At 35.0% G+C, this 17407-nt stretch carries 5 protein-coding genes; 2 read left to right on the forward strand and 3 right to left on the reverse strand.

The window, feature by feature from the left end; translation table 11 throughout:
- Positions 1-20 precede the first annotated feature (20 nt).
- Positions 21-2570, reverse strand: coding sequence for a DNA gyrase subunit A (gene gyrA, locus IM744_RS10310; protein ID WP_194508062.1), 2550 nt, complete (start codon positions 2568-2570; stop codon positions 21-23).
- Between the two features lie 258 nt (positions 2571-2828).
- Here gyrA and IM744_RS10315 point away from each other — a divergent pair, with 258 nt between their 5' ends.
- Positions 2829-5378, forward strand: a complete 2550-nt coding sequence (locus tag IM744_RS10315) for an ATP-dependent Clp protease ATP-binding subunit (protein ID WP_194508063.1) — start codon at positions 2829-2831, stop codon at positions 5376-5378.
- A gap of 85 nt (positions 5379-5463) precedes the next feature.
- The gene (locus IM744_RS10320; RefSeq protein ID WP_194508064.1) at positions 5464-5832 is read left to right on the forward strand and encodes a hypothetical protein; all 369 of its coding nucleotides are present in this window, start codon (positions 5464-5466) and stop codon (positions 5830-5832) included.
- Between the two features lie 255 nt (positions 5833-6087).
- On the opposite strand, the gene IM744_RS10325 is transcribed toward IM744_RS10320, so the two are convergent.
- Both IM744_RS10325 and hutH read right to left on the reverse strand, forming a co-directional pair.
- On the reverse strand, positions 6088-15396 hold the full coding sequence (locus IM744_RS10325; RefSeq protein WP_194508065.1) for a proprotein convertase P-domain-containing protein: 9309 nt from the start codon (positions 15394-15396) through the stop codon (positions 6088-6090).
- 370 nt (positions 15397-15766) lie between these two features.
- Positions 15767-17278: a histidine ammonia-lyase gene (gene hutH, locus IM744_RS10330; RefSeq protein WP_194508066.1), complete on the reverse strand. Its 1512-nt coding sequence runs from the start codon at positions 17276-17278 to the stop codon at positions 15767-15769.
- Positions 17279-17407 lie beyond the last annotated feature (129 nt).

The raw sequence follows: 17407 nt of genomic DNA on the forward strand, positions 1-17407 counted from the left end.
TATTTTTAGTATTAATATATTTATTCTTCTTCGTTAGAATCAAGAGTTATGCCATTTTCATCAACATCTTGATTATCAATATTCTCATCATCAGATTCCTCTTCTTCGTCTTCTTTCATGACCTTAGCAACTGCTGCGATAGAATCACTTCCTTTCAAATTAATGAGTTTTACACCTTGTGTTGCTCTACCCATAACACGTAGATCTGCAACTGCCATCCTAATAGCTATACCAGATTTATTAATGATCATTAAATCATCTTCATCTGTTACTGTTTTAATAGCAACTAAGTGACCTGTTTTTTCTGTAACAGAAATGGTCTTCACTCCTTTTCCTCCACGGTTGGTGATTCTATAAATAGCTTCTCCATCTTCTGGATCATCGATATAGCTTCGTTTTCCGTAGCCTTTTTCAGAAACAACTAAAACAGATTCTTCTTGAGGGTTCTCAATAGCTATCATACCAATAACTTCATCTTTATCATTAGATAAACGAATTCCTCTTACACCAGAAGCATTCCTACCCATTGGTCTAGTTTTCTCTTCTTCAAATCTAATTGCTTTACCAGATTTTAATGCTAGCATCACTTGACTATTACCTGTCGTTAGTTTTGCTTCTAGTAATTCATCATCCTCTTTGATTGTAATAGCATTAATACCATTAGTACGAGGTCTAGAATATTGTTCTAAAGATGTTTTCTTAACCTGACCTTTTTTAGTAGCCATAATCACATAATGACTATTGATATAGTCTTCATCTTTTAAATCTTGAGTACAGATAAAAGCCATGACTTTATCATCTTGCTCAATATTTATTAAGTTTTGAATTGCTCTACCTTTTGAAGTCTTACTTCCTTCTGGAATTTCATAAACACGCATCCAGAAACATTTTCCCTTCTGTGTGAAGAACAACATATATTGATGGTTTGTACCAACAAATAGGTGTTCTAAGAAATCCTCATTACGAGTTGTTGATGCTTTTTGACCAACACCTCCTCTATTTTGAGTTTTATATTCTGTAAGTGATGTTCTTTTAATGTAACCTGCGTGAGAAATAGTAATTACCACTTGCTCATCAGGAATCATATCTTCGATACTTAAATCACCACCAGCATATTCTATTACAGATCGACGTTCATCACCATACTTATCTTTAATGACTAAAAGTTCTTCTTTGATAATTTCATAACGACGATCTACTTTATCGAGAATATCTTTTAAATCCTCTATAGTTTTCATCAACTCGTCATACTCATTACGAAGCTTGTCTTGTTCTAAACCTGTAAGTTGACGTAATCGCATTTCTACGATTGCTTTTGCTTGTATTTCTGAAAGTTCAAAACGCTCAATTAATTTAGCTCTTGCTTCATCTGCATTTGAAGATGCACGAATAATTGCAATAACCTCATCAATATTATCTGAAGCTATGATTAAACCTTCTAAGATATGTGCTCTTTCTTCCGCTTTGCGTAATTCGTATTTTGTACGTCTTACAATAACTTCATGTCTATGCTCAACGAAATAATGAATCATTTCTTTAAGATTCAATAATTGAGGACGACCTTTTACTAATGCAATATTATTGACACTAAAAGAAGATTGTAATGCTGTATATTTATACAACATGTTTAAAACGATATTAGGAATTGCATCACGCTTTAAAACGTAAACAATACGCATCCCGTTTCTGTCAGATTCATCTCTAATGAGAGAAATACCATCTATCTTTTTATCGTTAACTAAGTCGGCAGTTTTTTTAATCATGTCTGCCTTGTTAACTTGATAAGGAATTTCAGTAACAACAATACTTTCTCTTCCTTGTACTTCTTCTATTCTCGCTTTTCCACGAATGACAATTCGTCCACGACCAGTTTTAAAAGCTTCACGGACACCATCATAACCATATATTGTTCCTCCTGTTGGAAAATCTGGAGCCTTAATATGTTGAATTAATTCATCAATTTCGATGTCGTTGTTCTCAATGTATGCAATAGTACCATCAATAACTTCAGATAAATTATGTGGAGGCATATTCGTTGCCATACCTACTGCAATACCAGAAGCTCCATTGATTAACAATCCTGGAACTCTCGTTGGAAGCACTGTTGGCTCCTGTAGCGTATCATCAAAATTTAATTTATGATCTACTGTTTCTTTATCAATATCTGCCAACATTTCTTCAGATATCTTCTTCATTCTAGCTTCAGTATAACGCATTGCTGCAGGACTGTCACCATCAATAGAACCAAAGTTTCCTTGACCATCAACGAGCATATAACGTAAACTCCATTCTTGAGCCATACGAACCATGGCATCATAAACAGATGTATCACCATGTGGATGGTACTTACCTAGAACCTCACCAACAATTCTTGCTGATTTTTTATGAGCAGTATTTGACCTAACACCAAGTTCATGCATACCATAAAGTACACGTCTGTGAACTGGTTTTAAACCATCTCTCACATCTGGTAATGCACGTGACACAATGACCGACATTGAATAATCAATGTACGCAGATTTCATTTCATCCTCAATGTTGATAGGGATCAATTTCTCTCCTTCTTCCATATATTATATAAATTAGATTTTTTGTAGGTTTTCAAATCAGGCTAAGATAAGGATTTCCGTAGTGTTTAAGCGCGTTATCTATTCTAAATTTAGAACTATTTATTAACAAATTTCATGTAAACTTTTAATAAGTCTTTTGTTAAAAACTTTGAATTTGTAAAGTTTTTTTACTCTATTAGTAGCAGACCTTTATTTAAGGTATAGTTTTTGCCTTTTTATAGGTAGATTTTATTATTTTTAATGCAGAAAGAGATTACTATGGATGACAATTTTTCCCCAAGAGTTAAAGATGTAATTGCGTATAGCAAAGAAGAGGCATTGCGATTAGGTCACGATTTTATTGGTACTGAACATTTAATGTTAGGACTACTTCGTGATGGTAATGGTAAGGCTATAGATATATTAAATGCGTTGGATGTTGACCTTAACCACTTAAGAAGAAAGGTTGAGATTTTAAGCCCTGCAAATCCTAATATAACTGTGTCTTCAAATGAAAAAAAGAATTTACATCTCACAAGACAAGCAGAACGTGCTTTAAAAACTACATTTTTAGAAGCTAAGTTATTTCAAAGCACGTCTATAAATACTGCACATTTACTGTTGTGTATTTTAAGAAATGAAAATGACCCAACTACTAAACTTTTAAATAAGTTGAATATAGATTACGATAATGTAAAAGAACAATTCAAATTTATGATTACAAACGATGATGATTATTTAGAGATTCCAAAGAGTGAGTCATTCTCAGATGATGAACCTAATCAAGAAGATGAAGCAAAAGAAAATCCTTTTGGACAATCCACTGGTAAATCAACAAAAAAATCTAAGACTCCTGTTTTAGATAACTTTGGAAGAGACCTCACTGTTATGGCAGAAGAGGGTAAACTCGATCCTGTTGTTGGACGAGAAAAAGAAATACAACGCGTCTCACAAATTTTGAGTCGTCGTAAAAAGAATAACCCTTTATTAATTGGTGAACCTGGAGTAGGTAAATCTGCAATTGCTGAAGGTTTAGCTCTCAGAATTGTAAAACGTAAAGTATCCAGAATACTTTTCAATAAACGCGTAGTCACTTTAGACCTTGCTAGTTTAGTTGCTGGAACCAAATATCGCGGACAATTTGAAGAACGTATGAAAGCGGTTATGAATGAACTAGAGAAGAATGATGATATTATTCTTTTCATTGATGAAATTCATACCATTGTTGGTGCAGGTGGAGCTACAGGAAGTTTAGATGCTTCAAACATGTTTAAACCAGCATTGGCTAGAGGAGAAATACAATGTATTGGAGCCACTACATTAGATGAGTACAGACAATACATCGAGAAAGATGGTGCATTAGAGCGTCGTTTTCAAAAGGTAATTGTGGAGCCAACTACTGTAGAAGAAACTATTGAGATTCTCAATAATATCAAAGGTAAATACGAGGAACATCACAATGTAGATTATACAGATGCTGCAATAGAAGCTTGTGTAAAACTTACCAATAGATATATGACAGAGCGTTTTTTACCAGACAAAGCTATTGATGCTTTAGATGAAGCAGGTTCTCGTGTACATATTACAAACATTACTGTGCCTAAACAAATTCTTGAACTTGAAAAGAAATTAGAAGAAGTCAAGGAAACCAAAAATACGGTTGTTAAAAAACAAAAATACGAAGAAGCAGCTAAATTAAGAGATGATGAAAAACGTCTTGAAAAAGAATTAGCAATTGCTCAAGAAAAATGGGAAGAAGAAACCAAACAACATAGAGAAATTGTATCTGAAGACAATGTAGCAGATGTCGTTTCTATGATGACTGGAATACCTGTAAATAGAATTGCTCAAACCGAAAGTAATAAATTAGCCGAATTACCAGAATTAATTAAAGGTAAAGTTATTGGTCAAGATGAAGCTGTTGCTAAGGTCGTTAAAGCTATACAGCGTAATCGTGCTGGACTAAAAGATCCTAACAAGCCAATTGGCTCATTTATATTTTTAGGTCAAACAGGAGTTGGAAAAACACAATTAGCAAAAGTTTTAGCTCGTGAGTTATTTGATAGTGAAGATGCACTCATTAGAATTGACATGAGTGAATACATGGAGAAATTTGCGATCTCTAGATTAGTTGGAGCACCTCCAGGATATGTAGGTTATGAAGAAGGTGGACAATTAACAGAGAAAGTGCGTCGTAAACCATACGCAGTAATTCTTTTAGATGAAATTGAAAAAGCACATCCAGATGTCTTTAACATGTTATTACAAGTTTTAGATGATGGTTATTTGACAGATAGTTTAGGACGTAAAATTGATTTTAGAAATACAATCATCATTATGACCTCTAATATTGGTGCTAGAAAACTTAAAGATTTTGGACAAGGTGTAGGTTTTGGTACATCTGCTAGATCTGCTCAAGCAAGTGATAATACGAGAAGCATTATTGAAAATGCACTTAAAAAAGCATTTGCTCCAGAGTTTTTGAATAGAATTGATGACGTTATGGTCTTTAATGCTTTAGAAAGAGAAGACATCGATAAAATCATTGATATTGAACTAGCGCACCTCATGAAACGAATTAAAGATTTGGGGTATGAACTTAAGCTTACAAAAAAAGCTAAAGATTATATAGCCGAAAAAGGATTTGATAAAGAATATGGAGCAAGACCATTAAAAAGAGCTATTCAAAAGTATATTGAAGATGCACTTGCCGAAGAGATCATTAATTCTCAACTTCAAGAAGGAGATACTATACATATGGATTTAGACAGTAAATCAAATGAATTGACAATTAAAATTGTTAAGCCTGAAACTAAAACAGAATCTTAAATAGTCACTTATAAAAATAAAAAAGCCTCTTAATATTAAGAGGCTTTTTTTTTGTTTCAAGGTTTTTAATGTTTAACTTTAGAATATGACAAATAGCATTACACTTGATTTTTGTGAAATTCATCTTTATGAACACTACATGATCGTTACTGTAAACGCAGGAGTCAACATGACTATGTATAACAATACCACTCTAAAACAAGTTGCCGATGCGCATTTTAGAAACAAACCATTTGTCTATATCACACACAGAGTAAACTCTTACTCTGTAGATCCAGCAGTATATAAAGAAACTTCAAAAATTAATAACCTCGTTGGGTTTTGTGTCGTTTCAAAAAATTACATGGCTAAGACTACTGCACAAATAGAAAAGCTGTTTTTAAATAATAAGCCTTTTGAAATTTTTAATGATTTAGCTCAAGCTATAGAATGGGCAAATTCTGTAGCTAAATAAACTTTTCCTTGTCTCTTCGGTCCCGATAGTTATCGGGATTAAAACTCACCACATTTTATAATTAATTCACTTGTATTGCCTATCTATTTCTATGTTTAATGCTGAAATAGGAATACTTCACTCCTATTCATTTAAAGCATTATTTGTTAATGCAAAGCACATTTCCGTAGAAAAATAGGTACAAAAAAAAGGCAGCTATAAATAGCTGCCTTTAATATATACCCCTAGAGAATTTCTCTAATTATTTATCAATTATTACTTACCAGAAGAAACTATCTTCTTAGTAACAGATCCTTGACTAGTAGTTAACTTCACATAGAACATTTGACTTGAGTATCTAGATAAATCAAACGTTGATACATCTTTAGATCCTGTAACATAATTCTTGTTAGTTTCACTAAAGACTTGTAAACCTTTAGTATCAAATAACTCAATAGTTACATCTGTATCAAATTCAAATGAGTAAGCAATGTTTACTTCATTGTCAAATGGTACTGGGTAAGCAGTAAAGTCGATTTTAACAGTATTCTCTTGATCTGCTAATTGCTGTCTCGCATTAGCTGGGTCACAAGTTATAGATAACTCATAATCACCAGTATTATCACTAAATCCAGTGACATAGACTTGATATTCTTGTCCTACAACAGATACGAATTCAACTTGAGAATGGAAACTACTATGCGTACAATTTGTAGCATTTGTAGTATCATCATCACCAACTACACATGTAGCAGCTTCATCTGTAAAGACACCTAACTTAGTATCATACGTTGTATTAGCACTACATGTAGATACTGTAACATAATCTCCTGTACCAATAAAGGTATAGAAATCACCTTGTCTATCTGTTAAGCTAGTATCACAAGAAGGTAAACCTGTATTTACGTCAGAATCATCAGTATTACCGTTTACAACATCTCCACAAGCAATATCACCTTGAATATCACCTTGACCAACAACTGTAATTATTTGATCACAATTGTCTGAATTACCTGATTCATCAGTTGCAGTCCATGTACGTATAATGGTTGTTACACCAGCATCGTTAGTAGATGAAACATCAGAATACGTTACCTCAGGCTCATCATCACAATTATCTGAAGCTATAGCATAACCTGTAGCATCTGGTGTAATATCTACACCATCATAAGTTATGTTCACAGCCCAGCTATGTAAAACTCCTACATCTCCTCCAGCGTCATCAATAATGAATAATTCCCAAGTACCATTCTGATCTCCAGATAAGGTTGCTATAAAGTCAGCAAACGTTACCGTACCATCATTAGGCTTGTAAGAAGCATCTATAGCATCATTAAAAGCGTCAGTAAGAATTGCATCTGGTGCAATTGGTGCTGCAGCAGAATCACTAAATGAGATATTTGTATTTACAAAATCAACATTGTCAGTAGAACCATTACCTGTATCATCTGGTATCAATAAGATAGCTTCAACTCCTGAAGGAGATACAAGCGTAATCTCTAAGTCACCTGACCAAGTATGTGAAATATTCATATCAATTGTGATATCTTGGATAGTAGCGTTAGCTGGCATTCCAGATACTTCAGCAAAATAAGAAACCTCACCAGAAGTAGCTCCAGGAACAATTTCTCCTCCTACTGAGTCAACTCCACTTGCAAGTCCAGTAACACTTCCGTATATCTCAACATCAGCAGGACATGCAATCTCTGGATTTACTATATCATTAGCACAAGGATCTATAGACCACGTATAAACAACATCACAGGTATCTGTGTTACCACAGCCATCATTTGCAGTGAATGTTCTTATTAAAGTGTAATCTTCAGTAGCAGCTCCTCCATCTTCACAAGTAACATCTAATAATTGACAAACAGAACTACCTGGATCCCAATCACTTGATTCACAAGACGGATATAAATCATCTACATTAGAGAACCAAGCTATTTCTCCTTGCTCTTTAACAACCCATTGATCATTTTCAAATGATAATGAATAAGAATTATTAGGGAACTCTGGAGAGTTTCCAGGATCAAATGTTGCATAACCGTTAACATCAACACCTGTTGGCTCGCCAAAAATAACGCTACCATAGATAGTTTGATTAATCAAACAATCAAATGTAATTCCAGACAATACCTCACTAACTTCAGAAGTTAAAACATCTGAATAATCTTGAGTTTGACCATCAGCTTGACAGTTATCTGTATAAAATGCTTTATCAGCAAATGCAGTAGGCGCTTCAGCAACTATACCAAAGTCTTGACCTTCTGGACAAGTTACAACTGGTGCAGTTGTATCTCTAATAATATATGTACAAGTGAACAATTCATCTGATTTGTTACCACAAGCATCTTCAGCTTCAAAGCTTATAGATATTGTAGTTAAACAATCTCCTGCATCTATTAGAACATCTATAACTTCTAAACTGATATCCTCAAGAGGCGTACAGTTGTCAGAAACACATTCTGCAATTGGTAAAATTTCTTGTCCAGCAACAGTCCAAACTGTTAATGGATTAATAATATCACCAACATTCAATGAAATAGTTGCACTAGCTGGGCAAGATTCGATTTCAAATTCTTGGAATTGACATTCAAGATCAAATTCTGGACCTGAAACATCACCACCTTGGTAGTTCACTTTTACAAGAGAAGATTCGTTTCCACAAGCATCTACTGCTGAGTATTCAAATACTCTAATCCACTCACAGTTTGTACCGTAAATTTTCTCAACTTTAGTAACAGTTACTTCACTACAGTTATCTGCGTAAAGTGCTGCAATCTCCTCTTCACTAGGTTCTCCTAAATCAGAATCGATACATAAGTCTAAAGTATTTTGACCCATTGGTAATTCTCCTTCTAATGTTGGAGCCATTGTATCTGCACCACTGTTTACGATTACGATGTTATCTGCATAGTTCTCACATGCATCAACAACAGTATACTCATAAGTTGCAGTCCATCCACAATCATCACCAGTAATTACTGGCTCTAATGGAGTAATAGTTACTGTTCCACAATTATCTGTGTAAGCCTCGTTAAGAGCATCTAATGATGGTGCACCAGGATTATCACTTAAACACTGTAAACCTGTAACACCTTCTGGTAATGTTCCTGTTAATTCAGGAGCAGATTGATCTCCACCGTTATAGAATACTTTTACTGGATTAGCAAAGTTTCCACAATCATCTTGGATTTCATATCTGTACATTACTGCCCAATGACAATCATCTTCTTGAGGTGCAGATACTGTTTTAGTAACATTTACGTTACCACAGTTATCTGTAAATAAAGCAGCGATTTCAGCTAGAGTAGGTCCTTCTGGACGATTTTCAAAACATAAGTCTAAGTTAGACTCACCTTGAGGTAATTCTCCTACTAACATTGGTGCTGTTTCATCAATTACTGTAATAGTTTGACTAGCAGTAATTGTACGATCACAATCATCAGTGTACGTAAAGTTCACTACAAAAGTTCCACAGCTTCCTTCGAAAGCTTCAGCTTCACCTTGAACAGATCCAGAGATTAAACAAGCTCCAGTTCCTTCATTTGAATATGATAAGAATTCTGGCTCATAAGATGCTAAATCTTCACATGCAATAGATGCATCTTCAATTTCATCAAATACTGCCATTGGTGCTGGCTCAACTGTAACAGTTTGGCTAGCCTCAATTGTTCTATCACAATCATCTGTGTAAGTCCAGCTTACTAATATAGTTCCACCACACTCTGTATAATCTGGTGTAGCTTCTCCATTAACAGAACCTTCTATTAAACACACTTCGTTAGAAGCTCCGTTTGTATAGCTTAAAGATGCTGCTATAAATGAGTTAGCTTCTTCACATGAAATTGTCATGTCTTCTACTCCATCAAACTCAGCCATTGGTGCTGGCTCTACTGTAACTGATTTTTTAGCTGTGATTGTTCTATCACAATCATCTGTATAAGTAAAGTCTACTGTAAGGATTCCTCCACATTCTGAGTAAGTTCCACTTATCTCTCCTTCTACTGATCCTGCGATTAAACATGCTCCAGTTCCTCCGTTAGTGTAACTTAATGAACCTGCTACAAATGATCCTGCTTCATCACATGAAATTGTCATGTCTTCTACTTCATCAAATGCTGCTTCTGGTGCTGGTAATACTGTAATAGTCTTACTAGCTTCAATTGTTCTGTCACAATCATCAGTGTACGTCCAGTTTACTGTAAGTGTTCCTCCACATTCTGTGTATTCTCCACTTAATTCTCCTTCTACTGATCCTGCGATTAAACATGCTCCAGTTCCTCCGTTAGTATAACTTAATGAACCTGCTTCATATAAATTAGCTTCTTCACATGAAATCTCCATGTCTTCTACTTCTTCAAATGCTGCCATTGGTGCTGGCTCAACTGTAATCGTTTGGCTAGCCTCAATTGTTCTTTGACAATCATCAGTGTATGTCCAGTTTATTGTAAGTGTTCCTCCACATTCTGTGTACTCTCCACTTAATTCTCCTTCTACTGATCCTGCGATTAAACATGCTTCATTTTCAGCTCCGTTTGTATAAGCTAATGAACCTGCTTCGAATGAATTTGCTTCTTCACATGAAATTGTCATGTCTTCTACTTCATCAAACTCAGCCATTGGTGCTGGTAATACTGTGATCATTTTCTTAGCTGTGATTGTTCTGTCACAATCATCAGTGTAAGTCCAATCTACGATAAGTGTTCCTCCACATTCTGTGTATTCTCCACTTAATTCTCCTTCTACTGATCCTGCAATTAAACATGCTTCATTTTCAGCTCCGTTTGTATAACTTAATGAACCTGCTACAAATGATCCAGCTTCATCACATGAAATTGTCATGTCTTCTACTTCATCAAATGCTGCTTCTGGTGCTGGCTCAACTGTAATAGTTTGGCTAGCCTCAATTGTTCTTTGACAATCATCAGTGTATGTCCAGTTTACTGTAAGTGTTCCTCCACATTCTGTGTACTCTCCACTTAATTCTCCTTCTACTGATCCTGCAATTAAACATGCTTCATTTTCAGCTCCATTTGAATATGATAATGAACCTGCTGCAAATGATCCTGCTTCATCACATGAAATTGTCATGTCTTCTACTCCATCAAACTCAGCCATTGGTGCTGGTAATACTGTAATCATTTTCTTAGCTGTGATTGTTCTGTCACAATCATCAGTGTAAGTCCAATCTACATATAATGTTCCTCCACATTCTGTGTAAGATCCACTTAATTCTCCTTCTACTGATCCTGCAATTAAACATACTTCATTTTCAGCTCCGTTTGTATAAGCTAATGAACCTGCTACAAATAATCCTGCTTCATCACATGAAATTGTCATGTCTTCTACTTCATCAAATGCTGCCATTGGTGCTGGCTCTACTGTAATAGTTTGACTAGCCTCAATTGTTCTTTGACAATCATCAGTGTATGTCCAGTTTACTGTAAGTGTTCCTCCACATTCTGTGTATTCTCCACTTAATTCTCCTTCTACTGATCCTGAGATTAAACATGCTTCATTTTCAGCTCCATTTGTATAAGCTAATGAACCTGCTACAAATAATCCTGCTTCTTCACATGAAATTGTCATGTCTTCTACTTCGTCAAATGCTGCCATTGGTGCTGGCTCAACTGTAATCGTTTGGCTAGCCTCAATTGTTCTTTTACAATCATCAGTGTAAGTCCAGTATACTGTAAGTGTTCCTCCACATTCTGTATATTCTCCACTTAATTCTCCTTCTACTGATCCTGAGATTAAACATGCTTCATTTTCAGCTCCGTTTGTATAAGCTAATGAACCTGCTGTAAATGATCCAGCTTCTTCACATGAAATTGTCATGTCTTCTACTTCATCAAATGCTGCCATTGGTGCTGGCTCAACTGTAATCGTTTGGCTAGCTTCTATTGTTCTATCACAATCATCAGTATATGTCCAGTTTACATATAGTGTTCCTCCACATTCTGTGTATTCTCCACTTAATTCTCCTTCTACTGATCCTGCAATTAAACATGCTTCATTTTCAGCTCCGTTTGAATATCCTAATGAACTTGCTGTAAATGATCCCGCTTCTTCACATGAAATTATCATGTTTTCTACTTCGTCAAACTCAGCCATTGGTGCTGGTAATACTGTAATTATTTTCTTAGCTGTGATTGTTCTATCACAATCATCAGTATAAGTCCAATCTACGCTAAGAGTTCCTCCACATTCTGTGTATTCTCCACTTAACTCTCCTTCTACTGATCCTGCGATTAAACATGCTTCATTTTCAGCTCCGTTTGAATATCCTAATGAATCTGCTGTAAATGATCCTGCTTCATCACATGAAATTGTCATGTCTTCTACTTCATCAAATGCTGCCATTGGTGCAGGACTAACTGTAATCGTTTTTCTAGCTGTAATTGTTCTATCACAATCATCAGTATACGTCCAGTCTACATATAGTGTTCCTCCACATTCTGTGTATTCTCCACTTAATTCTCCTTCTACTGATCCTTCAATTAAACATGCTTCATTTTCAGCTCCGTTTGAATATCCTAATGAACTAACCATATATTGGTTTGCTAGGTCACAAGCAATAGTAATGTCTTGTACTTCATTAAACACTGCCATTGGTGCTGGCTCAACTGTAATCGTTTGGCTAGCCTCAATTGTTCTTTGGCAATCATCAGTATAAGTCCAGTTTACTGTAAGTGTTCCTCCACATTCTGTGTATTCTCCACTTAATTCTCCTGTTACTGATCCTGCGATTAAACATGCTTCATTTTCAGCTCCGTTTGTATACCCTAATGAACCTGCTGTAAATGATCCAGCTTCTTCACATGAAATTGTCATGTCTTCTACTTCATCAAACTCAGCCATTGGTGCTGGATTAACTTTTATTTGCTGTCTTTTTGTGATTGTTCTATCACAATCATCAGTATAAGTCCAGTCTACAAATAATAATCCTCCGCATTCAGTGTACTCTCCACTTAACTCACCTTCTACTGATCCTGCGATTAAACATGCTTCACTTGAAGCTCCGTTTGTATAATCTAATGAACCTGCTACAAATGATCCAGCTTCTTCACATGAAACTGTCATGTTTTCTACTTCGCTAAACTCAGCCATTGGTGCTGGTTCTACTGTAATAGTTTGACTAGCCTCAATTGTTCTGTCACAATTATCAGTGTAAATCCAGTTTACTGTAAGTGTTCCTCCACATTCTGTGTATTCTCCACTTAATTCTCCGTCTACTGATCCTGCGATTAAACATGCTTCATTTTCAGCTCCGTTTGTATAAGCTAATGAACCTGCTGCAAATGATCCTGCTTCATCACATGAAATTGTCATGTCTTCTACTTCATCAAACTCAGCCATTGGTGCTGGTAATACTGTAATTATTTTCTTAGCTGTAATTGTTCTATCACAATCATCGGTATAAGTCCAATCTACGCTAAGAGTTCCTCCACATTCTGTGTATTCTCCACTTAACTCTCCTTCTACTGATCCTGAAATTAAACATGCTTCGCTAGAAGCTCCGTTTGTATAAGCTAATGAACCTGCTGTAAATGATCCTGCTTCATCACATGAAATTGTCATGTCTTCTACTTCGTCAAACTCAGCCATTGGTGCTGGTAATACTGTAATTACTTTTTGAGCAGTAATTGTTCTATCACAATCATCAGTATAAGACCAATCTACATATAGTGTTCCTCCACATTCTGTGTATTCTCCACTTAATTCTCCTTCAACTTCACCTACTATTGAACAAGGTCCATTTCCATTTCCATTTCCATTTCCGTTTCCGTTTCCGTTTCCGTTTCCGTTTCCGTTTCCGTGATTAGAATATGATAACACACCTGCTACATAATTATTTGCTTCATCACATAAAATTTCTTCATTTTCTACTGGTTCAAATTCTGCCATTGGTGCTGGTAAAACAGTAATTGTTTTCTTAGCTGTGATTGTTCTATCACAATCATCAGTGTAAGTCCAGTCTACATATAACGTTCCTCCACATTTTGAGAATTCGCCATTTAATTCACCTTCAACTTCACCAGAAATTAAACAAACTCCTGTTCCGTTGTTAGAATACGATAAGCTTTCAACTTCATAATTATTTGCATCATGACATGAAACTGTCATATCTTCTACTGCGTCAAACTCAGCCATTGGTGCTGGGTCAATTGTAATAACAAATGGTCCTGCACTTAATGGACGATCACAAGAATCAACTCCATCATAAGTAACAGTTATTGTACCACCACACTCAGTATATTGTGTACTTACTTCTGCTTCAATAGAACCAGAAACTGAACATGCTCCTTGAGCAACTCCATTACTATATGTAGCGTTTGGTACTAAATAAGCTTCTGCATCTGTACATGAAATATTTGAAGGTAATTCTGGTACCTCTAGAATAGATTCTGGAGTAGGTAATACAGTAATTGTCTGTGTTTGACTATCGCTATTACCACAACCATCAGAAACAGAATAAGTTCTTACTAATACACCTCCTAAACATGAATCTATTTCAGCAGGACTATCAGAAACTGTAATTTCTAATTTATCTGTACAATTATCTGAAGCAGAAATATTTTTGAAATTTGCTTCTGGGATTAAATCTACACAACTTACAGTTACGTCCTCAGGCACACCTTCTAAAACAGGCTCCTCACTATCACTACCATTATATACTAAAACAATAGGTTCTGCAGTATTACCACACTCATCACTAATAGTATAAGTATATTGTGCCATCCACTTACAGTCACTACCTTTAGAATAACTTGTTTTCACAACGGTTACCGTTCCGCAGTTATCCTCAAACATAGAAGCAATATCTTCTTCAGTAGGTCCTTGAGCTTTATCTAAAAAGCAAAGATTTAAACCTAATTCTCCTGTTGGTAACTCCATATCTTTATTAAAAATAGGCGCTTCTGTATCTCCACCACTATAAGAAACAACTAAATCTGAAGCCATGTTTCCACAAGCATCGCTAATTGTATACGTATAATCAACAGACCACTCACAATCACTTCCTGATGGAGTACCTGACTTAGTAACAATTACGTCACTACAGTTTTCTGTATACAAAGCAGCAACATCTTCAATTGATGGACCTGCAGGAACACTATCTAAACATAAGTTTAAATTTTGACCACTTTCAGGAACTTCTGCTCCTTCATTTAATAATGGTGCTGTTTCATCTTCTCCATAATATTCAACTGCAAATGCAGTACTAAAATCTCCACAATCAATAGTGTAATAGATTTTTAAATACCAACTACAGTCATCACCTTCTGGATATAAGGTTTTAACTACTTTGGGAGTAAGTTCTCCACACACATCTGCGTAAAGCAGAGCTACTTCTGCTTCAGTAAATCCACTAGGAGCGTCTGACAGACAGCCACTAACGAATGTACTTCTTGCTGATTCTTGGGCGAACATTGTACTTACACTAAACGCGAAAAGCATGAAAAAGGCCAGAGCCTTCATGCTTGTAAATCGTTTAGTCTTAAGATCAATGCTACAACACGATAAATTCGTGATAGATTGCCAAATTTTGGCGCGTCCACCACTTCGGGTAAAATTGCTCATAAACATAACATTTGGTTTTAAATTAAAATTATTTTAACATTTATATTGACAATACAAGTATTGCCAGCAAAACGTAAATACAAGATTTACGTGTAAGCTTAAAATCAAATATTGACGCACTGTATATACAGAACATCAACTAGAATGAAATCATTCTAAATCAATAAATGCTAATAATCAATTGTTGTGCTATCAAACAATTTTTTGGTAAGAATAATAGATTAATTTGCTATTAATTTAATCTATTATTAAGTATAAATGGAATAGAATTCCTATCTACTTAAAATCAAAAATAGAGCATAAAATGCTGTCTACCAAATAATTTTAACCTTTTTTTAAGGATTAAACCGTTGAACATTTTTTTATGCGTTTAATCGAAAAGTATGTCATTTTCAATGCAAAAATCACAGATAAACTGCTGCGTTTTATTCATAAGTATATAAAATACTTTATCCTCAGCAACAAATTGCACTTCAGACCTGTAACTTTTTAGAAAAGAATTTATTAGAGCCGAAGATTTTAATGGTTTCCTAAAATAAAGCGCTTGCGAAGCGTTTAATAATTCAATTGCCAATATACGTTCTACATTATTCACAATAGTGTAACATTGAGTCGCTGCATTTGCACCCATACTTACATGATCTTCTTGACCATTACTGGACACAATACTATCTACACTAGCAGGTGTTGCAAGTTGCTTGTTAGCACTCACTATACTTGCTGCTGTATATTGCGGAATCATAAAACCAGAATTTAACCCAGGATTATCAACCAAAAAAGCAGGAAGACCTCTTAATCCTGAAATTAACTGATAGGTTCTTCTTTCAGAAATACTTCCCAACTCTGCAACCGCAATTTTTAAATAATCTAAAGCTAATGCTAAAGGCTGACCGTGAAAGTTTCCACCAGAAATAATTTCATCTTCTCCAACAAAGATGTTTGGGTTATCTGTAACCGCGTTTATTTCGGTCTTAAATGTTTTATGAACAAAATCTAATGTATCTTTTGTTGCGCCATGAACTTGAGGCATACATCTAAATGAATACGGATCTTGAACATGCGCTTTATCTTGTTTTATCAACTCACTACCTTCAAGAAACTCTCTTATACGCTTTGCTGTTTTTAATTGACCTCTATGAGGTCTTACTAAATGTACAAGTTCATTAAATGGCTCTATCCTTCCGTCAAAAGCATCTAAAGAAATACTTCCTATTAAATCTGCGAAATAAGAAAGCTTATATGACTTTAAAAGTAAATGAATTCCGTAAGCACTCATAAATTGAGTTCCATTTAATAAAGCAAGCCCTTCTTTTGACTGCAACTCTATAGACTCCCAATTAAATTTTGACAAGATTTCATTAGACTCAAAAATCTCATCCTTATATGTAACCTCTCCTTTTGCAATTAATGGTAAAGCCAAATGCGCTAATGGTGCTAAATCTCCAGATGCACCTAATGACCCTTGTGTGTAAACAATTGGTAGGATATCATTATTATAAAAATCTATAAGGCGCTGAACTGTTTTTAGCTGAACTCCACTATGACCATAACTCAATGATTGAACTTTGAGCAACAACATAAGCTTCACTATTTGCTTAGGTACTCGCTCTCCCATTCCACAGGCATGAGACATTACTAAGTTTTCCTGCAATTTGGTTAGCTTGTCTTTAGAGATCTCTACATCACATAAAGACCCAAAACCTGTATTGATTCCGTAGATGGGATGATTTTCCTTTTTTATTTTTTCATCTAAATAATTTCGGCAAGCCTCTATTTTTTTTATAGACTCTTTTGTAAGCTCTATTTTTTTATTCTGAAAGAGGATATCTCCAACAGTTGATAGTTCTAAAATTTCCGAAGAGATAAAATGTGTTGTACTCATAGTTATATTTTACTTCATCAAAACTCTGAATAACATTTATACTTTGCAACAAATGTTAATAATTAATAAAATATGACTTAGAAAAAATGATAAAACTGTATTTTTGAACTACTAAAACAATTAAAAATT

Origin of the sequence: Psychroserpens luteus (assembly GCF_015319355.1) — a bacterium.
GTDB classification, from domain to species: domain Bacteria; phylum Bacteroidota; class Bacteroidia; order Flavobacteriales; family Flavobacteriaceae; genus Psychroserpens; species Psychroserpens luteus.

Bases quoted from the DNA above. Each gene is read 5' to 3' on its own strand.
- IM744_RS10315 (WP_194508063.1), top strand. From the start codon at position 2,829: ATGGATGACAATTTTTCCCCAAGAGTTAAAGATGTAATTGCGTATAGC.
- gyrA (WP_194508062.1), bottom strand. From the start codon at position 2,570: ATGGAAGAAGGAGAGAAATTGATCCCTATCAACATTGAGGATGAAATG.
- IM744_RS10320 (WP_194508064.1), top strand. From the start codon at position 5,464: ATGACAAATAGCATTACACTTGATTTTTGTGAAATTCATCTTTATGAA.
- IM744_RS10325 (WP_194508065.1), bottom strand. From the start codon at position 15,396: ATGAGCAATTTTACCCGAAGTGGTGGACGCGCCAAAATTTGGCAATCT.
- hutH (WP_194508066.1), bottom strand. From the start codon at position 17,278: ATGAGTACAACACATTTTATCTCTTCGGAAATTTTAGAACTATCAACT.